Raw genomic sequence first — 13,719 nt, forward strand, 5'->3', positions numbered from 1 at the left:
ACGGGCGGTCCCGGCGTCAGTCGGGCCCGCCGAGGCGGTGGGCCCGGACTGCCAGGACGAGGTCGACCAGCTCGGCCGGCCGGTCCGTGCGCCGTCCGGTGAGGCGGCCGAGGCGTCGCAGCCGGTTGGTTACGGTGTTGCGGTGGCACCCGAGGGCTGTGGCGGTGCGGGGCGTCGAGCCGCCCGCCGCCACCCAGGCCTCCAGGGTGGCCAGCAGCGTGTCGGAGTCCTCGCACGCCAGCAGCGCGCCGAGCACGCGGTCGGCGAAGCACGTCGCCAGCGCGGCGTCGCTGCCGACGAGCGCCGAGGTCAGGTGGTCCTCCAGGCCGGCGGCCCCGCCGGCCGCGGGCGTGTACCGGCGGGCGAGGTCCGCCTGGCGGCGCGCCTCGGGGACCTCGACGAGCGTGTCGACGGGCAGGCCGACGCCGAGGCGGACACCGGCCGGGACGGCCGCGGGCAGCAGGGGCTGCTCCGCGGACGCGGGGGTGAGCACCAGGCCGTAGGCGACCGGGCGGGACATGTGCCAGTGGACCCGCTCGACGCGCCCGCTGATCGCGGCGCGCGTCGCGGCGAGCGACCCGTCGCGTCCGCCGCCCAGGGCCACCACGCGGTAGGTGGCGCGCAGGGGCAGGCCGAGCCGTGCCGCCACGACGCGCACGTCGGCGGTGCGGCACGAGCCGTCGAGCAGGGACGCGACGAGCAGGTGGCGCGACAGGGGGGTGCGGTGGCCGGGCGCCGGTCCGGAGGGTGCGGGGCGCGGCGGTGCGGCGACGGCGTGGGGCATGATCCCTCCTCGAGGACGGCGGCGGCCTCGAGGCAAGCATGACATACCGCCCGGTCGGTCTCTACGGGGGCGGTGCGTCGGCCTCCGCCACGCGACGGGCGAGCTCGACGCGTGAACGCACACCGAGGGCGACGAACACGTTGCGCAGGTGGAAGTCGACGGTGCGCACGCTGACCGAGAGCCGCGCGGCCACCTCGCGGTTCGTGTCGCCCGCTGCCACGCACCGGGCGATGCGCTCCTGGTGCGGGGTCAGACCGGCCAGCGACGTCGGTGGTGCGCCGCCTCCCGGGGCCCGGTCCGGCGCCGCCCCGGCCGCCCGCAGCTCGGCGCGCACCGCGCGGGACCAGGGCTCGGCACCGCACCGGTCGTACAGCTGGACGGCGTCGCGCAACCGGGCCCGGGCGTCCACCGGGCGACGTCGGCGGCGCAGCCAGGCGCCGTGCAGGTCCAGGGTGCGTGCCCGCTCGAAGTCGCCGGCGCACTCCCGGTGCGCCGCGTGAGCGCGCTCGAAGAGGTCGTCGGTCACCTCGCCGCGGGCCAGCAGGGCGCGGCACCGCAGCAGCAGCGCCGGACCCTGCGGGTCGGCCGCGGACCGCGACCACGCCGCCAGCTCGGGCACGACGTCGTGCCCCGCGGCGTCGTCGCCCGCCGCGACGGCGGCCTCGACCAGGGTCGGCAGCACCAGGCCCCGCAGGGCGAAGTGCGCACCACCCGCCGGAGCGAGCAGCGACGACAGCCGTGCCGCCGCCTCGGCGGGCCTGCCGTCCGCCAGCTCCGCCCGGGCCGACGCCCACTCCGCCAGCGTGACGGGCTGGGCGAGCCCGTGCCGGCGGGCGGTGGACAGCGCCCGGCCGGCGTACCGGCCGACGTCGGCGCGAGGCCCCTGCACCGCGGCGGCGAGGGCCAGCACGGCGTCCAGGTGCGCGGCGGTGCTGGACCGGCCGGTGCGCACGGCGGCCCGTCGCCCGACGAGGGCGTGCTCGCGCGCCAGCGCGTGCCGACCGGCGCGCAGCTCGGCGTACGCGGTGTACTCGGTGGCGCGGGCCACCCGGGTCTCGTCGCCGACGGAACGCGCCGCCGCCAGCGCGCGCGCGCCGACCTCGCAGGCGGCCTCGACGTCCCCGAGCAGCAGCGCGGCAGCCGCTGCGAGCAGCAGCAGGTCGCCGTCGTCGCCGCCCCGGCAGGTCGACACCGCGCGACCCAACGCCGGGGCGGCCGACCCGGGGTCCCCGGTCAGCAGCGCCAGCATGCCGTCGACGTAGTCGCCCGCCGGGTCGGGCCGCCGCCGTCCCACCGCGGACCGTGCCAGCACGGGACGGGCCGCGGCCAGGGCCGCCACGCACGCGTCGGGTTCGCCCGCCGCCCACGCGGCCTGCACCGCGGCGAGCGCGGCGGCGCGGGACTCCTGCGGGTCGGCCTCCGGGACGTCCCTGGCGAGGCAGAGCGTGGCGTGCGCGTCACCGGCCGGTCCGTCGGCCAGCAGCGTCAGCCCGCGGGTCAGGTCGGCCCGCGGTGACGTGGTCGTCGTGGTCATGTCGTGAGACTAGGGACCCCCGGCCGGCACGACGGCGCCCGCTGTGCGGGTGCACAGCGGGCGCTCGGCGGTCGGGGTCAGAAGTCGCAGGTGCTCTCGTAGGTCTGGACGTCGCCGTCCCAGAACGACGGTCCCGGGCACAGGAACTGGCTGTACCGGGTGTCGTCGTCCACGAACCGCTTGAGCCACGAGATCGAGTACTTCGCGATCGTGGTGTTGCTGTAGTTCGGTGCGAAGTGGCTCGCCCCGTCGAGCTCCAGGTAGACCTTCTCCAGGCTCGACGGCAGGGAGTCGTAGAACGGTTCCGCGTGCGAGTAGTGCGGGGCGACCGTGTCGTTCTCGGCCCCGAAGATCAGCGTCGGCGTGGTCACCTCGCGCCACGTCTTGTCGGTGTGCCACGGGGTCATCGGGATGGCCGCCTTGATGTCGGGGTTCTCCGACACGGCGCGCAGCGTGCCGCCGCCGCCCATCGAGTGGCCCATCAGCGCGAGGCGGTCGGGGTCGATGCGGTCCGCGACCCCGCTGGAGCTGCTGGTCAGGTAGTCCAGGGCGGCCTGGAGCTGGCGGGCACGCGAGTCCGGGTAGTCGTAGATCGAGTTCGTGACCATGGTGAGCACCACGAAGCCCTGGGACGCCAGGCGCGGGCCGAGCCACGAGATCGAGCTCTCGGTGCCCGTGTAGCCGGGGGAGACCACGACGGCGCCGAAGGTGCCGTCGCTGCGGGTGGTCGGGTAGTGGATGGTGCCGCCCCCGAACCCGGAGACCCAGCGCGACACGGACTGCTCGGAGACCGAGTACGCCCCGCGGTAGGCCTCGATGCTGGACTCGCTGGGGTCCGGTCCGCGCTCGAACGGGTTGTCGGCGGCGACGGCGGCGGGCCCGGCCGCCACACCGAGGCCCAGGGCGACGGTGACGGAGGCCAGGAGCCCGGTGATGCGGCGGCGCGTGCCGCCGGTGGTGGAGTGCTGCACGTCTCGTCCTCTCTGACGGGGCACGCGCCGCCCGGACGACGTCGGTGACGTCCGGGCCGACGGCGTCGTGCCGTGGCTGCGCGCCCAGCCTGCCGCCCGGCCGGGCGGGCACGCACCGGCACAATCACCGGTCCTCGCCCCGGCGATGGCGCAGCGGTTACGGTGGCGCCACGACACGGGGTGCGTCCGTCCGGGCGCTGAGAGCACACCCGTCGAACCTGATGCAGCTCGCACTGACGAAGGGATGTCGCCATGGCGCACCGACCCGCCCCCACGACCGCGGCGGAGGGCCCGCCGTCGTGCGCGTCGCCCGTGCCGCGGGTCCTCGCCGTCGCCGGGTCGGACCCCTCGGGCGGCGCCGGCATCCAGGCGGACCTGAAGTCGATCGCCGCCGCCGACGGGTACGGCATGGCGGCGATCACCGCCCTGACGGCCCAGAACACCCGGGGCGTCGCCGCGGTCCACGTCCCGCCGCCGGCGTTCCTCGCCCGTCAGCTCGACACCCTCAGCGAGGACATCACCCTGGACGCCGTCAAGATCGGGATGCTCGCCACCGCGGACGTGGCCGCCGTGGTGGGGGCCTGGCTCGCGCGGGCGGCCTCGGTGCCGGTCGTGCTCGACCCCGTCATGGTCGCGACCTCCGGCGACCGGCTCCTGGCGCGCGAGGCCGAACGTGCGGTCCTGTCCCTGCTGGACCGGGCCGACGTCGTCACCCCGAACGTCCCCGAGCTGGCCGTGCTGCTCGACGAGCCCGTCGCGACCACCTGGGGCGCCGTCCTCGACCAGGCCGCACGCCTCGCGGCCCGGCACGGCGTGCGGGTCGTGGCCAAGGGCGGCCACCTGCCCGGCGACGTCGTCCCGGACGCCCTGGTCGACCCCGGCGGGGACGTCGTCGAGACCCGCGCACGGCGGGTGCGCACGCGCAACACCCACGGCACCGGCTGCTCGCTGTCGAGCGGGCTCGCCACCCGCTACGCCGGGCACCGCGACTGGGCGGCAGCCCTGGCCGGGACCAAGCGGTGGCTCAGTGCCGCCCTGGCGCACGGCGAGGACCTGCGCGTCGGGGGCGGGCACGGTCCCGTGGACCACCATGTGTGGCAGCGCGGCACGGCCGCCGCACCCGCGTCCCTCTGAGGCGCGGCCGACGGCGGCTCAGTCGAACATGTCCCCGAGGTCGCCGATGTCGTCGAGGATGCCGCCCAGCACCATGCCGCCGAGCACCGCACCGAACGCCCCCGAGCCGCCCATGCCACCGCCCGGGCGCGGCCCGGCCCCGCCGTGGCGCGCACCCCAGTGCTGGCCCGGGTGGGAGCGCACCACGTCGCGGTGCGCCAGCGTCGAGGCCTCGGCCGCGAGCGAGGCGGCACGCCGTGCCGTGTCGACCGCGCGCTCCGGGTCCTCGGTGGTCCTGGCCGCGGACAGCTCGCGCTCGGCCTCGGCCAGCCGGGTGCGGGCGTCGGGACCGACGGGCGCCCGGTAGTCGTCGACCACCGAGCGCGCCGCAGCCACCTGTCGCTCGGCGTCGTCCAGCGCCGGGGCGAGCCGGGCGGAGGCGCGACGCCGCCGGGCGTCGGCCTCGGTGCGCTCGCGGACGGCGTCGTCGAGGGCGGTGTTGGCCTGCCGCACGCGGGACAGGGATCCGACCGGGTCGCCGGGCTCCCCGGGTGCGGGCAGGGCGTCGAGCGCCTCCTGGAGGGCCGCCACGGCGTCGTCGACCGCACCGGCGCGCCGGGCGGCGGGCAGTGCACGGGCCTCGGCGAGCTCGGCGCGCGACTCCGCGATCATGTCGCCGAGCGCGGCCTCGGCGCGCAGCGCCTCCGCCTCGAAGTCCCCGACCGCGGCCAGCAGGCCCTCCGCGCGCCGCACCGACTCCTCGGCGGCGTGCGCCGTCGCACCGGCCTCGCCGACCTGCTGGGCGTCGAGGCGGCGACGGGCGGCGCGGGCACTGCGCCGCGCGAAATCGAGCAGCCGCTCGGCCTGGTCGGGGTTGTCGGCGACGGGACGCAGCGCCTGGGGTGCGTAGCGCTCGCCGAGCTCGGTCAGCAGCTCGCGCGCCGGCGCGATCCGGGCGGCGACCTCGGTGGCGCGTGCCTCGACCTCGTCCACGAGCGCGGGCGTCTCGCGGGCGCTGCGGCGCCGGGCGCGCAGCGCCTCGTCGGCCTCGCCCAGCAGGGTCTCGGCCGCTCGGCACTGCTCGAGGATGCGGTCCGACCACGTGCGGCGCTCGGCCTCGGTGTCCGGCACGGAGTCGTGCAGGAGCTGGTTCAGGTGGAACGCCTCGCGCAGGTGCTCGCGCGCCCGGCGCAGCCGGGGCGTAACGTCCGCGGCGGCCTGCGCGCCGAGCTCGGCCTCGGCGAAGGCCACCTCGTCCTCGGCCAGGCGGGCGCGTTCGTCCACGCGGACCAGCGCCGAGCCGGCCGCGGTGCCGAGGCGCTCCAGCTCGGCCTCGGTGGCACGCTCGCGGCGGGTCCGACGGCGTCGCACGGCCCAGGCGACCACGGCCACGGCGGCGACCACCACCAGCAGCGCACCCGTGACGACCCCGACGATCAACGCACCATCCATGGCGGCATCGTACGGGCTGCGACCTGCACCGATCAGCGCCGTCCGGCACCCTCGTGCCCGCGCGCACGCCGCGCCACCACCTCGTGCGTGTGCCAGTGCTTCGGCCCGCCGAACGACGACCCGTCCGCGCGGCGCTCGCGGTGGTCGAGGACCTCGAGCCCGCCCAGGAGGCGGTCCAGGTCCCGCTCGTCGGTGAAGGTCAGCCGCGCCGACAGGTCGGCGTCGCCCGCCCACGAGTCGTGAGGTCCCAGGAACGTCGCGGCGAGCCACCCGCCGGGGCGCAGCGCGTCGCGCACGCCGGCCCACGCGTCCGCGAACCGGACCGGCGGCACGAACGGCAGCGCGAAGGACGCGTGCAGCAGGTCCGTCGCCGGCAGGGCGGTCGGCAGGCCCGCGCGGCGCACCTCGAGCCGGTCGCGGTCCGACGGCGGCACCTGCGCCGGCACCACGCGGGCGGTACCGGGAGCGGGGTCCAGGGCGAGGACCCGCCACCCGTCGGCGAGCAGGGCGGCGCTCTCGACGCCCGCGCCGGCGCCGACGTCGGTCGCGTGGCGTCCCGCGCCCGGACCGGCCAGCGCCATCACCCGGCGGCACAGGTCCCGGGGCGGTCTGCCGACCTGGAGCGCGTTGTACGCGTCCCAGCGCGTCGCGTCGAACCCGGTCACGCGTCCACGCTAGGGCCTGCGCCGAGGCCCCGGCGACCAGGTCCCGGCGCCCGGCACCGTGACCCAGGGCGCTGCTTGGGGCAAGCATGTCGGCGGTCGGTGGGAAGATGAGATCGATGCCAGCGACCTCCACACCACCCTCCCGCACGCCCGCAGACGCCGGCCCGCGTCGCCCGGACCCCGGACCCGTCGGCGCCCACCTGAGCACCCTCGCCTCGGTGCGCCGCCTGCTGCCCGCCGTCCGCCCGGCCCTGCCGCGCCTCGTCGCCGGGCTGTTCGCCGCCCTGGGCGCCAGCCTCGCCGCGCTCGCCATCCCGCGCGTGCTGCAGGTCCTGGTCGAGGGACCGCTGGCCGCCGGCGTCGCCGAGCACGACCTCACCGCCCTGGTCTGGCCCACGCTCGCCGTCCTCGGCCTCGGCCTGCTGGAGGCCGGCCTCATCCTGGTTCGCCGCAACCTCGTCATGTACCCCGGCACGCGCGTCGAGGCCGCCCTGCGCATGGACCTGTTCCGCCACCTGCTGCAGCTGCCCGCCGCCTTCCACGACCGCTGGCCCGGCGGCCAGCTCCTCAGCCGGTCCATGGCCGACCTGGGCCTCCTGCGCCGCTGGCTCGTCTTCGGTCTGCTGCAGCTCGTCGTCTCCGTCATCACCGTCGTCGTCGGCGTGGGCATCCTGCTGGCCACCGCCGGCTGGCTGGGCCTCGTCTACCTCGCCGGCGCCGTCCCTGTCGCCGTCATCGCCTACCGCTTCTCCCGCCGCTACCGCGTCATCGCCCGCCTCTCCCAGGACCAGAACGGCGACCTCGCCAACACCGTCGAGGAGTCCGTGCACGGCATCCGCGTCCTGAAGGCCTTCGGCCGCGGCGGCGACGCCCTGGCCGCGTTCACCGGCCAGGCCGAACAGCTCCGGCGGACCGAGATCCGCAAGGCCGGCAACCAGGCCACCGTCACCACCGCCCTGCACCTCATCCCCGAGCTCACCCTCGCCGTGTGCCTCGTCCTCGGCGTCTGGCTCACCGCCGACGGACAGATCACCGTCGGAGCGCTGGCCGCCTTCTTCCTGACCGCGGCCATCGTCAACGGCCCCGTCGTCGACCTCGGCATGACCCTGTCCATGACCCTCAACGCCCGCACCGCCGTCGACCGCTACTTCCAGGTCCTCGAGACACCCAACCCCCTGACCGACCCCACCGACCCCGTCGACCGCACCGACGTCCACGGCCACGTCACCCTCCGCGACGTCACATTCCGCCACCACGACGAACCACCCGTGCTCGAGCACCTCGACCTCGACCTGCCCGCCGGGACCACCACCGCCCTCGTCGGCCTCACCGGCTCCGGCAAGTCCACGCTCGCCATGCTGCTGCCCCGCATCCACGACGTCACCGCCGGCACCGTCGAGCTCGACGGCGTCGACGTGCGCCGCCTGCGCCGCGCCGACCTGCGCCGCGCCGTGGCCGTCGCCTTCGAGGACCCCACCCTCTTCTCCGCCTCCGTGCGCGACAACGTGCTCCTCGGCGTCGACGACACCCTGCCCGCCACCGAGCGCGAGGCCCGCCTCGCCGAGGCGCTCGACGTCGCCCAGGCCGGGTTCGTCCACGACCTGCCCCACGGCCTCGACACCCGCATCGGCGAGGAAGGCCTCTCCCTGTCCGGAGGACAGCGCCAACGACTCGCCCTCGCCCGCGCCATCGCCGCGCGGCCCCAGGTCCTCGTCCTCGACGACCCGCTGTCCGCCCTCGACGTCGCCACCGAGGAAGCCGTCACCGCCCGGCTGCACGACGTCCTCGCCGGGTCCACCAACCTCGTCATCGCCCACCGCCCCTCCACCGTGGCGCTCGCGGACCGGGTCGCGGTGCTCGACGGGGGCCGGATCACGGCCCTCGGCACGCACGCCGAGCTGCTGGCCACCGACGCCCACTACCGCTACGTGATCGCCTCGCTGGAGTCCGACTGGGCCGCGGGCGAGCACGGAGCCGACCAGGAGGTCGCCCGATGAGCGCCCCGGCACGACGCCGTCCCACCGACGCGCTGTCCGACGACGTCACGCACCTCGACGCCGACTCCTCGCGGGCGGTGCGCCGCAGGTCGCTGAGCCTGCTGGGCGGTCTGCTGCGACCCCGCGCGCGCATGCTCGCGTGGGCCGGTCTCCTCGTCGTGGTCAGCACCGCGGGGCAGGTGGCGGGTCCGTTGCTGGTGCAGGCCGCCATCGACACCGCGCTGCCGGCGCTGCGCGACGGCGACCCGACGCGCCTGCTCGTCGTCGGCGGCGCCTACCTGCTGGCCGCCGTGCTCGGGGGGATCTGCGCCGGCGCCTACGTGCGCGCCGCCGCCCGGGTCGCCCAGAGCGTGCTGCTCGAGCTGCGGCGCCGGGTGTTCCGGCACACGCAGCGGCTCTCGCTGGAGTTCCACGAGTCCTACACCTCGGGGCGCGTCATCAGCCGGCAGACCTCCGACCTGGAGGCGCTGCGCGAGCTGTTCGACGGCGGGCTCACCGGCGTCGTCTCCTCGTTGATGCTGATGCTCTTCACTGCCGGGGCCCTGTTCTGGGTCGACTGGCGGTCCGGCCTGGTGCTGGCGGTGGCCCTCGTGCCGGCCTGGCTGCTGACCCGCTGGTTCCAGAGGAAGTCCCAGGAGTACTACCGCGAGCAGCGCACCGCCTCGGCCCGGCTGATCGTGAAGTTCGTGGAGACCATGACCGGGATGCGGGCCGTCCAGGCGTTCCGCCGCGAGCCCACGGTCGAGGCGGACTACGACCGGCTGGGCGAGCAGTACCGCGACGCCAACCTGCGCATCTTCGGCGTCAACGGCCGCTACCAGCCCGGTCTGGTGCTGATCGGCAACGTCACGGTGGCCGCCGCGCTCGCCTACGGGGGCTGGCGCGTCATCGCCGGGGAGCTCGACGTGGGGGCGCTGGTGGCCGTGCTGCTCTACGTCAAGCGGTTCTTCCAGCCGATCCAGCAGCTGGGCATGTTCTACAACGCGCTGCAGTCCGCCGTGGCCGCCCTGGAGAAGGTCTCGGGGCTGCTCGCCGAGGAGCCCACCGTGGTCGAGCCCGCGGACCCGACGCCGCTGCCGCGTGCCCGCGGGGAGGTCCGCCTGGACCACGTCGGGTTCCGGTACGGCGAGGGACCGGTCGTGCTGCCCGACCTGGACCTGGAGATCCCCGCCGGGCAGACGGTCGCGCTGCTCGGCTCGACCGGGGCCGGCAAGTCCACGGTGGCCAAGCTCGTGACCCGCTTCTACGACGCGACCGAGGGGCGCGTCCTGCTGGACGGCGTCGACGTGCGCGACCTGTCGGGAACCGACCTGCGCCGCGCCGTCGTCATGGTCACCCAGGAGGCCTACCTGTTCTCGGGGTCGGTGCGCGAGAACATCGCCCTCGGGCGGCCCGACGCCACGGACGCGGAGATCGAGGCGGCGGCGCGCGCCGTCGGCGTGCACGACTTCGTGCTCTCGCTGCCGGAGGGCTACGACACCGACGTGAACAAGCGCGGCGGGCGCGTCTCGGCGGGGCAGCGCCAACTGCTCAGCTTCGCCCGCGCCTTCCTGGCCGACCCGGCCGTCCTGGTGCTCGACGAGGCGACGAGCTCGCTGGACATCCCTGGTGAGCGGCTGGTCCAGCGCGGTCTGCAGAACCTGCTCGCGGACCGGACGGCGCTCATCATCGCCCACCGGCTGTCCACGGTGGAGATCGCGGACCGCGTCCTGGTGATGGAGGACGGGCGGGTCGTCGAGGACGGCGCGCCGGCCGAGCTGGCGGCGGGCACGGGGCGGTTCGCCGCGCTGAACGCGGCGTGGCAGGACGCATTGGCCTGAACCTATCGCGCAGACCGACCAGACGGTATGCTGGTCCCGTCCTGTCGACGAGGAGGGACGAGACGTGGTCGACGACCGAGGAACCAGCACCGTCACGCGCAGCCGGGTGATCGCCTATCCGGCGGCGCTGCGCGCGGCCCGCCACCGCTTCGTGGTCTCCGGTGGACTGGCGATGGAGCAGCTCACCGAGGACCTCTGGGTCAGCCGCGCCACGCTGTACCGGGTCGTGGGCAGTCGGGACCGGCTGCTCGGCGACGTGCTGTGGCAGCTGGCCGCCCGGACGCTCGAGCTGGCCGACCGGGACGCGGAGAACTCCGGGCTCGTCGGTGTCGACCGGCTGCTGGCCGTCGCCCGCGGGTTCGATCGCCAGGTCAGCGCCTTCGAGCCGTTGCAGAAGTACCTCGCGGTCGACCCGGCCGACGCCACACGGATCCTGTTCGGGGCGACGGCGAGGGTCCACGTCCGCAACGTCGAGGCGTGGGGCGTGCTGCTGCAGCGCGAGCTCGAGCGCGGCACCGTCGACTCCCTGCCGTTCTCGGTGCCGGAGACCGCCTTCGCGCTCGTGCGCATCGGGGAGTCGATCGTCTACGGCTCGATGCTCGCCGGCATCGACCCCGACCCCCGGCTCGGCGAGGACCTGCGGCGCACCGTGCTGCTGCGCCGCTGACTGCGCCGCTGACCGCCGCGCGGCGGCGGCCTCAGGCGGTTCCGGCGGCGGCGAGGTGCGACACCAGCGCCCGCGCCGGGGGAGCGGGCGCCCCGACGGTCAGCGCGAGGACGCGCCGGACCGCCCCCGGCAACGGGGTGGCCCTGACGTCGGGATGACGGTGCGCGCGCAACGCCAGCCCGGGCAGCAGGCTCACGCCGGCTCCGGCCGCGACGAGCGCCTGCACCGCCACGTAGTCGTCCGTCTCGTAGGCGATCCGCGGCGCGAACCCGGCCGTCGCGCACCGCCCCACGAGATCGGCCCGGCAGCGCTCGCAGCCGGCGATCCAGGTCTGGGAGCGGACCGCCCGCAGGACGGTCGCCGGCCGTGCCGTCGCGGCCACCTCGGGGGCACCGTCGGCAGGTGTCACGAGATGGACGACGTCGTCGAGCACCTCGGTGACCTCGAACCCGGCCAGCTCGTCGGCGCGCCGCTCGGTGCGGTCGGGGGCGTCGTGCTCGAACACCAGCGCGACGTCGACCTCGCCGGCCCGCAGCGCCGCCAGCGCCTCGGGCGGCTCGGCCTCCACCAGGCCGACGCCGAGGCCCGGGTGGGCGGTGCGCAGCCGGGTCACGGCGGCCGGCACGAGCGTGGCCAGCGCCGAGGGGAAGGCCGCCAGCCGCGCGCGGCCCGCGCGCAGGCCGGCCAGCGCGTCGAGCTCGCGCTGGACGCTCTCGACCCGGCCGATGATCTCCTCGGCACGATCCGCCAGCAGGCGACCCGCCTCCGTGAGGCGCACCCCCCGGCCCACCCGCTCGAGCAGCGGCAGGCCCGCCTCGGCCTCGAGACGGGCGAGGTGGTGGCTCACCGAGGGCTGGGCGTAGTGCAGCTCCCGGGCGGCCGCGGTCACCGAGCCCGTGCGGGCGACGGCGGCCAGGACGCGCAGGCGGGTCAGGTCGAGCTGTGCGGCAGGGGGCGGGGTGTCGGTCACGGACCCCACGTTACATCGACCGCGCCTATGAGAAGCCGACCGAAGTGACATTGGACCGATCGGACGGATCGGTCGACGATGGAGGCATGACACTCGCACCGCCCACCGTCGGCGACGTGCTCGCGGCCCAGCACCGGCTGGCGGGACACGTGGTCCGCACCCCGGCGTCCCGGTACGCCGAGCTCGACCGGCTCGTGGCGACCGCCGGCGCCGCCGGGACGCGCTTGGTCGTTAAGCACGAGAACCTCCAGCACACCGGCGCGTTCAAGGTCCGCGGCGCGCTGAACCTCCTCGCCACGCGCACGACCACGCCGGCCGGCGTCGTCGGCTACTCCACCGGCAACCACGCCCAGGCGCTGGCCTACGCCGCGCGCCGGGCCGGGGTGCGGTGCACCATCGTCATGCCGAGCGCGCCCAACCCCCTCAAGGAACGCGCCGTGCGCGCCCTGGACGCCGAGGTGGTGCTGCACGGCGAACGGCTCGAGGACGCCTGCGAGGAGGCGACCCGGATCGCGGCGACGACCGGCGCCGACCTGGTCAGCGCGGCCGACGAGCCCGCCCTCGTCGCCGGCGCGGCCACCGCCACGCTCGAGCTGCTCCAGCAGGAGCCCGACCTCGACGACCTCGTGGTCCCTGTCGGCGGCGGCTCGGGCGCCGCCGCCGCCTGCCTCGTGGCCGCCGCCCTGGCCCCGCACGTGCGGGTCGTCGGGGTGCAGTCCGCCGCCTCGCCGGCCGCGCACGACTCGTGGCGCACCGGGGAGCTGTGCGCGCGACCGAACCGCACCCGCGCCGAAGGGCTCGCCGTCGGGCGCGGCTTCACCCTGACCCAGGGCGTGCTGCGTGCGCACCTGCACGACTTCCTGCTGGTCACCGACGACCAGATCTCCCGTGCCCAGCAGATGTACCTGACCGCGGCCAGGACCGTCGCCGAGGGCGCCGGGGCGGCGTCGCTCGCCGCCGTTGCGGCGCACCCCGAGCGGTTCGCGGGGCGCACGGTCGGCGTGATGTGCTCCGGCGGGAACGCCGGCGCGGGCGAGCTCCGCCGGGCGTTGGACCACACCTGCGCGACGGCGCCCTGACGGCACCTCGCGCGTAGGGTGGGCCCATGGCACGCGTCGTGGACATCCATCCCGTCGACCCGCAGCCCCGCCTGGTGTCCCAGGTGGCCGACGTGCTGCGGGAGGGCGGCCTGATCGCCTACCCGACGGACTCGGGGTACGCCCTGGGGTGCCGCTGCGGCCAGCGGGACGGCACGGAGCGCATCCGCCAGATCCGCCGTCTCGACGCCAAGCACCACTTCACCCTGGTCTGCGCGAGCTTCGCCCAGATGGGTCAGCTCGTCCGCATCGACAACTCGGCGTTCCGGGCGATCAAGGCGGCCACCCCCGGTCCGTACACGTTCATCCTGCCGGCGACCGAGGAGGTGCCGCGGCGCCTGGCGCACCCGAAGAAGAAGACGGTGGGCGTCCGGATCCCGGAGTCGCGGACGGTGCACGCGATCCTCGACGAGCTCGGCGAGCCGCTGCTCAGCTCGACCCTGATCCTGCCCGGCGACGACGGACCTCTGACCCAGGGGTGGCAGGTCGACGAGGCGGTGGGCCACGCGGTGGACCTCGTCGTGGACGCCGAGGACGTCCCGGCCGAGCCCACCACGGTGGTCGACTTCTCGGCCGGGTACCCGGAGGTCGCGCGCGTCGGCGCCGGCGACCCCGAGCCGTTCTCCTGACACCGGACGTTCACGCGGAC

Annotated in this window: 12 protein-coding genes and 1 riboswitch; of the genes, 6 read left to right on the top strand and 6 right to left on the bottom strand. The window is 76.0% G+C overall.

Annotated features, from left to right (window positions below; all coding sequences use genetic code 11):
- Positions 1-16: 16 nt before the first annotated feature.
- From HDG68_RS17310 to HDG68_RS03995, 3 genes are all read right to left on the bottom strand, one after another.
- Entirely contained in the window at positions 17-784 is a 768-nt protein-coding gene (locus tag HDG68_RS17310) for a PucR family transcriptional regulator (RefSeq protein WP_172149529.1), read from the bottom strand.
- A 61-nt stretch (positions 785-845) separates the two neighbouring features.
- A complete protein-coding gene (locus tag HDG68_RS03990; protein ID WP_172149531.1) occupies positions 846-2,318 on the bottom strand; it encodes a helix-turn-helix domain-containing protein in 1,473 nt (490 codons plus the stop codon).
- 77 nt (positions 2,319-2,395) lie between these two features.
- Positions 2,396-3,289 carry a poly(ethylene terephthalate) hydrolase family protein gene (locus HDG68_RS03995; protein ID WP_172149533.1) on the bottom strand — a complete coding sequence of 298 codons (894 nt, stop codon included), beginning with the start codon at positions 3,287-3,289 and terminating at the stop codon, positions 2,396-2,398.
- A gap of 166 nt (positions 3,290-3,455) precedes the next feature.
- A riboswitch (TPP riboswitch) is annotated at positions 3,456-3,551 on the top strand.
- Between HDG68_RS03995 and thiD the strand changes: the two genes are divergently transcribed.
- The gene (gene thiD / locus HDG68_RS04000) at positions 3,542-4,423 is read left to right on the top strand and encodes a bifunctional hydroxymethylpyrimidine kinase/phosphomethylpyrimidine kinase (protein ID WP_172149535.1); all 882 of its coding nucleotides are present in this window, start codon (positions 3,542-3,544) and stop codon (positions 4,421-4,423) included. (Overlaps the previous riboswitch by 10 nt.)
- 18 nt (positions 4,424-4,441) lie before the next feature.
- Here thiD and HDG68_RS04005 read toward each other — a convergent pair whose 3' ends face one another.
- Entirely contained in the window at positions 4,442-5,854 is a 1,413-nt protein-coding gene (locus tag HDG68_RS04005) for a hypothetical protein (RefSeq protein ID WP_172149537.1), read from the bottom strand.
- Positions 5,855-5,886: 32 nt separating this feature from the next.
- Positions 5,887-6,519, bottom strand: a complete 633-nt coding sequence (locus HDG68_RS04010; RefSeq protein WP_172149539.1) for a methyltransferase domain-containing protein — start codon at positions 6,517-6,519, stop codon at positions 5,887-5,889.
- A 116-nt stretch (positions 6,520-6,635) separates the two neighbouring features.
- Here HDG68_RS04010 and HDG68_RS04015 point away from each other — a divergent pair, with 116 nt between their 5' ends.
- The 3 genes from HDG68_RS04015 (at position 6,636) to HDG68_RS04025 (ending at position 11,003) form a co-directional block, all read left to right on the top strand.
- Positions 6,636-8,516 (top strand): ABC transporter ATP-binding protein, encoded by a 1,881-nt coding sequence (locus HDG68_RS04015; RefSeq protein WP_172149541.1) that lies wholly within the window; start codon positions 6,636-6,638, stop codon positions 8,514-8,516.
- Entirely contained in the window at positions 8,513-10,336 is a 1,824-nt protein-coding gene (locus HDG68_RS04020; RefSeq protein WP_172149543.1) for an ABC transporter ATP-binding protein, read from the top strand. The genes HDG68_RS04015 and HDG68_RS04020 overlap by 4 nt, the downstream gene beginning before the upstream one ends.
- 64 nt (positions 10,337-10,400) lie before the next feature.
- The gene (locus tag HDG68_RS04025; RefSeq protein ID WP_172149545.1) at positions 10,401-11,003 is read left to right on the top strand and encodes a QsdR family transcriptional regulator; all 603 of its coding nucleotides are present in this window, start codon (positions 10,401-10,403) and stop codon (positions 11,001-11,003) included.
- A 31-nt stretch (positions 11,004-11,034) separates the two neighbouring features.
- On the opposite strand, the gene HDG68_RS04030 is transcribed toward HDG68_RS04025, so the two are convergent.
- Positions 11,035-11,973, bottom strand: coding sequence for a LysR family transcriptional regulator (locus tag HDG68_RS04030; RefSeq protein ID WP_343037416.1), 939 nt, complete (start codon positions 11,971-11,973; stop codon positions 11,035-11,037).
- Positions 11,974-12,059: 86 nt separating this feature from the next.
- Here HDG68_RS04030 and HDG68_RS04035 point away from each other — a divergent pair, with 86 nt between their 5' ends.
- Both HDG68_RS04035 and HDG68_RS04040 read left to right on the top strand, forming a co-directional pair.
- Positions 12,060-13,052, top strand: a complete 993-nt coding sequence (locus tag HDG68_RS04035; RefSeq protein ID WP_172149547.1) for a threonine ammonia-lyase — start codon at positions 12,060-12,062, stop codon at positions 13,050-13,052.
- Positions 13,053-13,078: 26 nt separating this feature from the next.
- Entirely contained in the window at positions 13,079-13,699 is a 621-nt protein-coding gene (locus tag HDG68_RS04040) for an L-threonylcarbamoyladenylate synthase (RefSeq protein WP_172149548.1), read from the top strand.
- The last annotated feature ends 20 nt before the right edge of the window (positions 13,700-13,719 follow it).

The sequence above is a fragment of the Isoptericola chiayiensis genome, from assembly GCF_013149805.1.
Lineage (GTDB): Bacteria > Actinomycetota > Actinomycetes > Actinomycetales > Cellulomonadaceae > Isoptericola > Isoptericola chiayiensis.